The following is an 8,498-nucleotide window of genomic DNA, read 5'->3' as shown; positions in this document are numbered from 1 at the left end:
CGCACGGCCGGGCTTGCACCGCCTGGGGCGCACGGCCGGGCTTGCACCGCCTGGGGCGCACGGCCGGGCTTGCACCGCCTGGGGCGGCACATTGCCCATTCGCTGCCCGGCCCGGCGGAATAAACAAAGCCCCATCTCCCGGAAATGCGAGATGGGGCGTGCGTAATTTCAAAAATTGAAACAAAATGGCGGAATCCCCCTCTCAATCGTAAATTAGTTTCAATAATTGAACTAAACACCGTCTACCGGACGATTACACCGCGAATGGAGGCAATTTAGTTGCAACAATTGAATCTAAATGACTTCGGGGATACCCGTTGCCGTCAATAATTTCAATTTCTGCACTAGCCATGCGACAAACCTAACATGATCTGAATGTTTTCCTTTTCAAAAACAAAAAAGTTCCCTATTGTGAGAGTATGGCACTTATCCATAATCTCTCACAAAGGAGAACCAACCATGGATAAAGTACCGCATTTAACCACCATTCGTCAATGCTTAAATTTGCTGGAGTTCGATGAATACCGTTCGATCACCGTGCGCGCAAACTAACAACCGGGAATTGTATTCAACTGCATGTCGAAACTCAGTTGCTGAAATTGGAATCCTATGACGCCATCACCGAGCTTAGATGAGTTCGATTTCCTTTACCCTCCCGACCGGCATGCGAGCGATGGAAACGACAATCGGCTTCTGCCGCTTCCCTTGATGAAGGTCCAAGCTGAGATGAATCTTCCCGTTCTCATGCAAAGTAAAGCTCTGAGCAGCCCACTTCGTCGAAAAATGCTTTTTCTGCTTATACGGATAGCGGATGTGGTCAAAGCCTTTGTACGCAGCAAAGAACCCGCAACTCGATAAACGAGATGTGGGCTTTGAAAAAGCTATCGCTTGAGGTCCACGGTTCAATGAAATCAACATAACAGCTTGATGCGGCTGCCACATTAAGACACGCGCGTCAGTCTAACCGCCTGATAAATCTTATCCGGCAGCTCCAGCCGGCTTGTTCCGTTCAGCAGCCCCTCGACCTCGGTAATCGTCATTTCCCAAGTATCGATGATTTCCGCTTTGAAGCTGCTGCCCTCAGGCAGCTCAATAATCCGATATGCCGGACGGTGAATGCCGAAGTATTGGAGGTAGTACTCTCCTTCAATTCCAATGGTCGGCACATCATATATCTCAGGGATCGGCTTATAGTTTTCGGGTGCTGTCTCCAGAATCGTCCGCAGAAAGCGAATCCGCTCCGGGCTGTCGCCATGCAGCTTGCCACCCTTGGCCCACCAGATGGTATCATTCTCATCGGCAAAGGTTTCTCCATGTGTGCAATAGCTGCCACGGGCGATGATATCCCAGAAACGGCGTACCATTTCCTCGCCTGTCACATTGCCCCAGCGCTGCGGCAGATTGCCTTCGTAGCAGCATTCATCCACCACAATGGGCTTACGGAATTCCCTATGCCAAATCGGCGGCATCGTTACATCCCAGTGCTGAACGCTGAGATGAGTAATCCATGGCTGCTTATGATCGTAAAACACGACACTGGCATGATCATACATCTTCGTACCGTTATGAATGGAACGCAGATGTGCGTAAGGATCTTCCTCCTGTGTCAGCTGGAGCAGACGGTCCCAATCCGTCATGTGTTTCTCTTCCATAAAATCATACTCATTCGCCAGCGCCCACCATACATTGCGGAAGGAAGCCAGGCGGGCAATCACATAGCGCAAATAATAATCATCACTTGACGATTCCATGGCATCAAAGCCCCAACGCCCTTTGTCATACGGATGGAATAGAATTAAATCTGCCTCAATCCCGAGCTGCTGCAAATCGGATATGCGCTGCTCAAGCTTGGCAAAAAAACGCGGATCGAACCGCTCCAGGTCAAAGCCGCCGCCTTGTTTCTTCACAAACGGATAGCAGTCCGGATCGGTTGAGTTAAACGCATAATGCTTTGGAAATACGCACATCCGCAGCTTATTAAACGGCGCTTCTGCCAGAGTAGCCAGCGTCTGCTTCTGCATAGCCTCGTCCAGATGAATCCACGCATAACAGGTGGTACCAAAAGGCGCATAGCTGCTGCCGTCCGCATAGGCAAACTGGTACTTATCCTTCACCCGGACCGGACCACGATTCCCCGCCTGGGCAGGGATACATTCAAAGCTTCCCGTATGTCCATTCAACTGCGCTGCCGAGCTCTCGGTTCTGTAAGTCCACCGTCCCTCTTGCTCCGGCATGAATCGAATTCGGTATACGCCACCCCCGTCATAGAATCCCCGAACCGATACCTCATGCCCGTCTTTGCTAAAATAACCTTTCAGCTCCTGCTCCGCATAAGGATTCCCCTCCTGCGGACCGGCCAGTGAAAGCTCAAATTGCCCCCACCGCTCCACTGCTGCTTCCCGTACCGTCATGCGATCTTCCCCTCCATCTTCGATTGCAGCTTAGGCGTTCTCTAGCCTACTGCTATCCAACAAGCTGCCTTAACTGATCCTGTTCCACTGTTTACCCTTTAATTCCCGTCGTAGCAATGCCCTCTACAAAGTAGCGTTGCAGGGAGAAGAAAATAATCAGGGCCGGGATCAACGAGACCACTGACATCGCGAACATAGGACCCCAGTTCGACTCACCAGAGGAGTCCATAAACAGGCGCAGACCAAGCGGTACCGTATAATGATCCGGTGAGTTCAGATACAGCAATTGGCTGAAAAAATCATCCCAGGTCCAGATAAACGTGAAGATGGCAGTTGTAATCAGCGCCGGAAAAGCAAGCGGCAAAATAATTCGCCAGTAAATCTGTATCGTCCCGCAGCCGTCAATCGTCGCGGACTCGTCGAGATCACACGGCAAGCCGCGAATAAACTGCACCATGAGGAAAATAAAGAATGCCTCTGTTGCCAGCAGCTTAGGTACAAATAACGGACCGAACGTGTCTACCCAGCCCATTTTGAAGAAAAGTACATATTGCGGAATGACCGTTACGTGATGCGGCAGCATAATGGTCACCATCATCAGCGCAAACCACACTTTTTTCCAGGAGAAGTTCAGCCTTCCGAATGCATAGGCCGCCATCGAGCATGAAACCAGGTTTCCCACCACGCAAATCAGTCCGAGCATAATGGAATTGCCAATGAACGTGCCGAAGGAAGATTTGGATACGCCTGACCAGCCCTTCGTATAGTTGTCCAGCGTGACCTCTTTGGGCCAAATCGACAAATCCGAGAAAATGAGGTAGCTTGGTTTGAACGAGCTGACCACCAACCAAATAATCGGGTAGAGCATAAGGAGGCCGAGCAATATGACGAAGAGGTGCGTACCCATGGCCTGTGCTCTTGAAGTTGTATTCATCGTCATTTCCCCCCGTCTGCATAATTAACCCAATACTTGGATGTACCGAAAATAATAGCTGTAAATACCGCAATAATAACCAGAAGGCCCCACGCCATGGCCGAAGCATACCCCATCTCGAAGAAGGCAAAGCCCTTCTGATAGAGATACAGGGTATAAAACAGCGTCGAGTCAATCGGCCCGCCCTTGCCGCCACTAATAATAAAGGCTGGAGTAAAGGCCTGAAAGGCTGTAATGAGCTGGATGACCAGATTGAAGAATATAACCGGCGAGAGCATCGGAATCGTAATATTGAAGAAGCGGCGCATTCTGCCTGCTCCGTCCACCTCGGATGCCTCATATAGCTCTTGCGGAATCTGCTTTAAGCCAGCCAAAAATATAATCATCGATGAGCCAAACTGCCATACGGTTAACGCAATAATCGAATAAATCGCATATTTGGGATTCGATACCCAATCTGGGGCCAGAATTCCAAATACGCTGAGCAAAAACTCATTCAGCACGCCGCCGCCGCCAAACATTTTGCGCCAAAGCACAGCTATCGCTACGCTTCCTCCAAGCAGCGTCGGAATGTAATAGACCGTCCGGTACAGCGGAAGTGCGCGTATGCCTTTGTTCAGAAGCATGGCTACCGCAAGCGCAAAAATCAGCTTAAACGGCACGGATACGAATACATAAGTAAAAGTCACCTTTAACGATTGCATGTAACGGGGATCATCGAACATTCTGGCATAGTTTTCGGTTCCGATCCATTTGGACGGTGTCAGCATGTCATATTGGGTAAAAGAGAGATACAATGAGCTGATCATCGGTCCGATCGTTAGTGCGAAAACCCCCAAAAACCAGGGAAGAAGAAAAAGGTAGGGGACCGCATTTTTCTTCCACAGCCCCTTAAGATACATTGAAGTCCGATTTGATTTAGCTGATTGATTCAAACGCGGTCCCTCCTATTGGAATTTTATTTCGCTTTGTCGGCTGCAGCTTGAGCGGACTTCAAAGCTTCTTGTGCAGATTCTTGGGCGGAAGCCTCTCCGAAAGCTATTTTCTGTGCCGCATTCTTCAAAGCGGCATCCCACTCGGCGATGTTTGGCATTTCTTGGTCCATCTCGCGGGATTGCTCAGCGGCCGCGTCCAGATAGTTATACGTCTTCAACACGATTGGCTCAGCGTTGGCTTTCAGCGCTTCACGAACGACCTTGGAGCCCGGAATACCTCTGTCGCTGCTTAAGATCGCTGTTGCTTCAGGATCATTGACAAAGAAGTTAATAAACGCAGCCGCTTCCTTGCGATGCTCGGTTTTTGCGCTTACACCAAGGAACTGGCTGGGCTGAATCCACATGCCCTTCTCGGTTCCCCCACTCGGCAGCGGGATCATTTCCAGCTCATCCTGCATCGCTTCCTGGAAGGCCTTCAACTGATTGGACCACATGACGACCATCGCGGTTTTACCTTCAACCAGCATAGAATTGTCAGGCGCGACTTCCAAATAAGCAGCCGATTTCTCTGCTGGAGGAATAATGCCTTCTTCACGGAAACGCTTCCACATATCGAACCAAGAGGTCATGTCTGCTTCATCAAAGGAAATATTGGTGCCGTCAAACAGCGCTTTTCCGCTCTGGCGCACATAATGTCCAACATAATGGGTAAAGGCAGATTGGTCTGCGAAAGCATAGTAGCCGGTGCCCAGCTTGCCTACAAGCTCCTTGCTGTACTGCTCCAGCTCATCCCAGCTCAGGCCCGCTTTCGGCGGTTCCATGCCTGCTTTTTTGATCAATTCGCTGTTATACACGATGCCAAGTGCATTGGAACCAAGATTAATGCCGTATTGCTTATCATTCAACTTGCCGCTAGTGGCAATCGCCTCGTCAAAATCGCTCAAATTGATTACATTGCCCATGAAAGGGTCCAATTCAAGCAGCGTACCGCGGGATACATAGTCCGGGTAATTGTTGCCAAGCTGAATAAGATCAGGCGCATTGCCCCCCGCAATTTGGGTATTCAGCTTATCCCAGTATCCGTCCGCTCCCAAATACTCGGCGTTAATCGAAATGTTAGGATTTTTGCCCTCAAACAATTCAATGACCTTTAGTGTTGCTTCATGGCGCGCCTGTGACCCCCACCACATCATCCGCAATTCTACATTTTTCTCTGCGGCTTCGTCCCCTTTATTACTGCCGGATGCACTGTTATTCGACGAGTTGCCGCATGCAGCGAGAAAAATCATCAGGGTGACGAGCAGCGAAGCGCCTAACATTCTGTTTTTGAACATTTAAAAAATCCTCCCTTTTAGTTAGCGAGCTAAAACATTAACGATGCATGTACGATATAACGGTCCCTGTAGAATGGTATCCGCCTTCACTCATGGGCTTGCTTCTCCTTCCTTTTTTCTGTCTGCACGCAGTAAAAGGTATACGCTCCTGAGCCTACCTCATAGTGCAAGCCGCCCGCTTCAAGCGAATACGCCTGACCTTGTGCTCGCACTGCCGGCCCTGGCAAAATCACAGAAGCAGTCGTATTAGGGGGCAGACTGAGCTTGATTGTCATTCCTTGCTGCTCATCATATTCCCAGCTTGCTTCAATACGGCCGTATCCGCTCTCATAATGCGCTTTCACATTTCTCAATGTTCCTCCCGGCCTTGGCTGAAACCGGATGTGCTTGAAGCCGGGCTGCTGCGGATCGGGGTCCAATCCTGCCATGTAACGGAACATCCACTCTCCAACCGAACCTAGCGAGTAATGGTTGAACGAGTTCATACTAGGACTTTGGAAGCCGCCATGCTCTGTCCAGCCGTCCCACCGTTCCCAGATCGTCGTAGCCCCATGCTTGACGGAGTACAGCCAAGATGGATAGCTTTCCTGTTGAAGCAGCGTGTAGGCAAGCTCATTTTGGCCAATCTCGGACAATACAGGGAGAAGATATCCCACGCCGAGGAAACCTGTCGATAGGTGATTGCCATTCTCCTCAATAAGCTGTACCAGCCGCTGAGCCGACTTTTCACCCAGTTCCTCGGTAAGCAGGCCAAAATATAATGCCAGCGCATATACCGTCTGAGTATCTCCTTCAATGATGCCGTCCATAGTAACAAATTCGCTCGTAAAAGCCATCTTTATTTGTTCAAATAATTCATCGTAGCTGGCCGCATCCTCTTCATTGCCGACAAGGGCCGCAATCCGGGCAAATAACCGGGTACTGTAAGCAAAATATTGCGTGGCCAGCACATCCTTGGGCGTATCCGCATTCACCGACAACCAGTCAGCGTGATCGGCATAATCCGGCCGGATCAGATCATCGCTGTTAGCCTTCAAATAGTCGACCCATTGCTTCATTCGATCGTAATATTGCTTTAAAATGGCAGCATCTCCGTACATCAGATACAACGTCCACGGGATAATGACACCTGCATCCCCCCAGCCCGCATTATCGGGTGCGAACCACTTGGCGCTCGATACCTGCTTGAAGTATGACCAGTTCGCATCCGGTGCCGTATCCGGAAACGCGCCGTCCTCCCGCTGCGCATCAGCTACATCCACCATATATTTTTGGAAAAAGGCTTCGACATTCATGTTGTAGCAGGCCGTCCGCACAAAGATTTGCGCGTCCCCCGTCCAGCCGAGTCGTTCATCCCGTTGCGGGCAATCTGTCGGAACACTGAAGAAATTCCCCTTTTGCCCCCAGACAATATTGCTGTACAGCTGATTAATCAGCTCATCCGATGTTTCTACCCAGCCCGATGCTTCAGCAGCCGAGTAGGCGGCAAGTCCAATTAGCTGATCTAGGGTTAGCTCTCCCTCCGCTCCATCGACTTCCACATAGCGGAAACCATGATAGGTAAAATGCGGTTCCAGCTCCTCGGCTTCATCCCCCCGCAAAATATAAATGTCCGTTTGAACCGCCTTGCGGAGATTGGCGAGGTACAACGAGCCGTCAGCATCCAGCATCTCCGCATGCCGAACCGTAATTTCCTGCCCAGAGCGTCCACTCATTTGTAGTCGTGTCCAGCCGGCAATATTCTGCCCTAAGTCGTATATATAGCTGCCCCGCTCTGTCTTCCTGACAGATAACGGACGAATCTGCTCCATCACCCGGATTGGCGGATCAAGCTGCAGCGTCAATTCCCCTTCGTAAGGCTCAAAGCAGTGCGGCTGCTCCCATTCTCCATCCTGAAAGCCGGGCTCATCCCAACCGGACTGAGCCAGGCGGGCATCGTACTTCTCCCCCTTGATAATGTCCGAGTAAAGGATCGGCCCCTTGCTCATTTTCCACGAGGCGTCCGAGATCAGCCATTCTTCACTGCCATCCTCATACGCCAGATGAAGCTGAAACAGCAGCCTTGGAGACTCCCCATACACCTGGCGTCCCATCATCCCCAGATAACCCGCGTACCAGCCTGTGCCTAAAATCATGCCGATTGCATTGCTCCCCTGATGCAGCAGATGTGTCACATCGCAGGCCTGATATTGCACCCTTGTATGATAATCCGTCCATCCGGGGGCAAACCGCTCGTCAGTAGCGCGCTTGCCATTAATTCTTAGCTCATAAAGCCCTAATGCACTTGCGTAAGCGGTTGCATTTTTTACATGCCTATCCATTTGAAAGGCTTTGCGCAGATAGCTTGCCGGAGGCAGCTCCAGCTCTTTGCGGTTAACGTTTCCAATCCATTTCGCAGTCCATTCCGATGGCTCTAGGCGCGCTTGCGTCCAGACCGCTGCATCACTCCATTCCGATGGCGCTCCAGATTTATCCCACACCCGAACTCTCCACCAGCATTGTTTGCCTGATCTGGGCAGTAAGCCTTTGTAATCTACATGCAGCGATTGCCCCGATACAACAACGCCGCTATCCCACAGGTCCGGCTTACCCAGAAGCAGCTGCTCTTGTGCAGATGCAGCCTGGATATGGTAGGCACTTTGAAGCTGCTCCGACTCGGCGGATTGCAGCATCCAGCTCATGCTGGCCGCAGCGCCTGCCTCCTTCAGCTGCGACTCATGCTTATGAACCATTTTTAAACGGCTTGCGGTAATTCCCACATTCGCGCTCCTCTCTGCATCCTGCTGTTGATTAAAGTATAAAAGATCATGAATCGACTTTTATAGGCTGATATCACAATAGATTTAGGTCATTATCATTTTTTCTTCTTGATAATCCGCATGTA

General features: G+C 50.5%; 5 protein-coding genes. All 5 read right to left on the bottom strand.

Annotation, left to right across the window (positions count from 1 at the left end):
• Positions 1 to 941: 941 nt before the first annotated feature.
• On the bottom strand, positions 942 to 2,411 hold the full coding sequence (locus tag IDH41_RS09210; RefSeq protein ID WP_190860299.1) for a DUF5605 domain-containing protein: 1,470 nt from the start codon (positions 2,409 to 2,411) through the stop codon (positions 942 to 944).
• A 91-nt stretch (positions 2,412 to 2,502) separates the two neighbouring features.
• On the bottom strand, positions 2,503 to 3,345 hold the full coding sequence (locus tag IDH41_RS09205; RefSeq protein ID WP_190860297.1) for a carbohydrate ABC transporter permease: 843 nt from the start codon (positions 3,343 to 3,345) through the stop codon (positions 2,503 to 2,505).
• A gap of 2 nt (positions 3,346 to 3,347) precedes the next feature.
• Entirely contained in the window at positions 3,348 to 4,247 is a 900-nt protein-coding gene (locus IDH41_RS09200) for a carbohydrate ABC transporter permease (protein ID WP_190860314.1), read from the bottom strand.
• Positions 4,248 to 4,303: 56 nt separating this feature from the next.
• On the bottom strand, positions 4,304 to 5,614 hold the full coding sequence (locus IDH41_RS09195) for an ABC transporter substrate-binding protein (protein ID WP_190860295.1): 1,311 nt from the start codon (positions 5,612 to 5,614) through the stop codon (positions 4,304 to 4,306).
• 86 nt (positions 5,615 to 5,700) lie between these two features.
• The gene (locus IDH41_RS09190) at positions 5,701 to 8,373 is read right to left on the bottom strand and encodes a family 78 glycoside hydrolase catalytic domain (protein ID WP_317890714.1); all 2,673 of its coding nucleotides are present in this window, start codon (positions 8,371 to 8,373) and stop codon (positions 5,701 to 5,703) included.
• Positions 8,374 to 8,498: the final 125 nt, after the last annotated feature.

Origin of the sequence: Paenibacillus arenilitoris, from assembly GCF_014705655.1 — a bacterium.
GTDB classification, from domain to species: Bacteria; Bacillota; Bacilli; order Paenibacillales; family Paenibacillaceae; genus Pristimantibacillus; species Pristimantibacillus arenilitoris.
Note: the sequence above shows the minus strand (reverse complement) of the source record. Positions and strands in the feature narration are given on the sequence as shown.

Excerpts from the sequence above, each read along its gene's own strand:
- IDH41_RS09205 (WP_190860297.1), bottom strand. The coding sequence starts at position 3,345 with ATGAATACAACTTCAAGAGCACAGGCCATGGGTACGCACCTCTTCGTC.
- IDH41_RS09195 (WP_190860295.1), bottom strand. The coding sequence starts at position 5,614 with ATGTTCAAAAACAGAATGTTAGGCGCTTCGCTGCTCGTCACCCTGATG.
- IDH41_RS09210 (WP_190860299.1), bottom strand. The coding sequence starts at position 2,411 with ATGACGGTACGGGAAGCAGCAGTGGAGCGGTGGGGGCAATTTGAGCTT.
- IDH41_RS09200 (WP_190860314.1), bottom strand. The coding sequence starts at position 4,247 with ATGTATCTTAAGGGGCTGTGGAAGAAAAATGCGGTCCCCTACCTTTTT.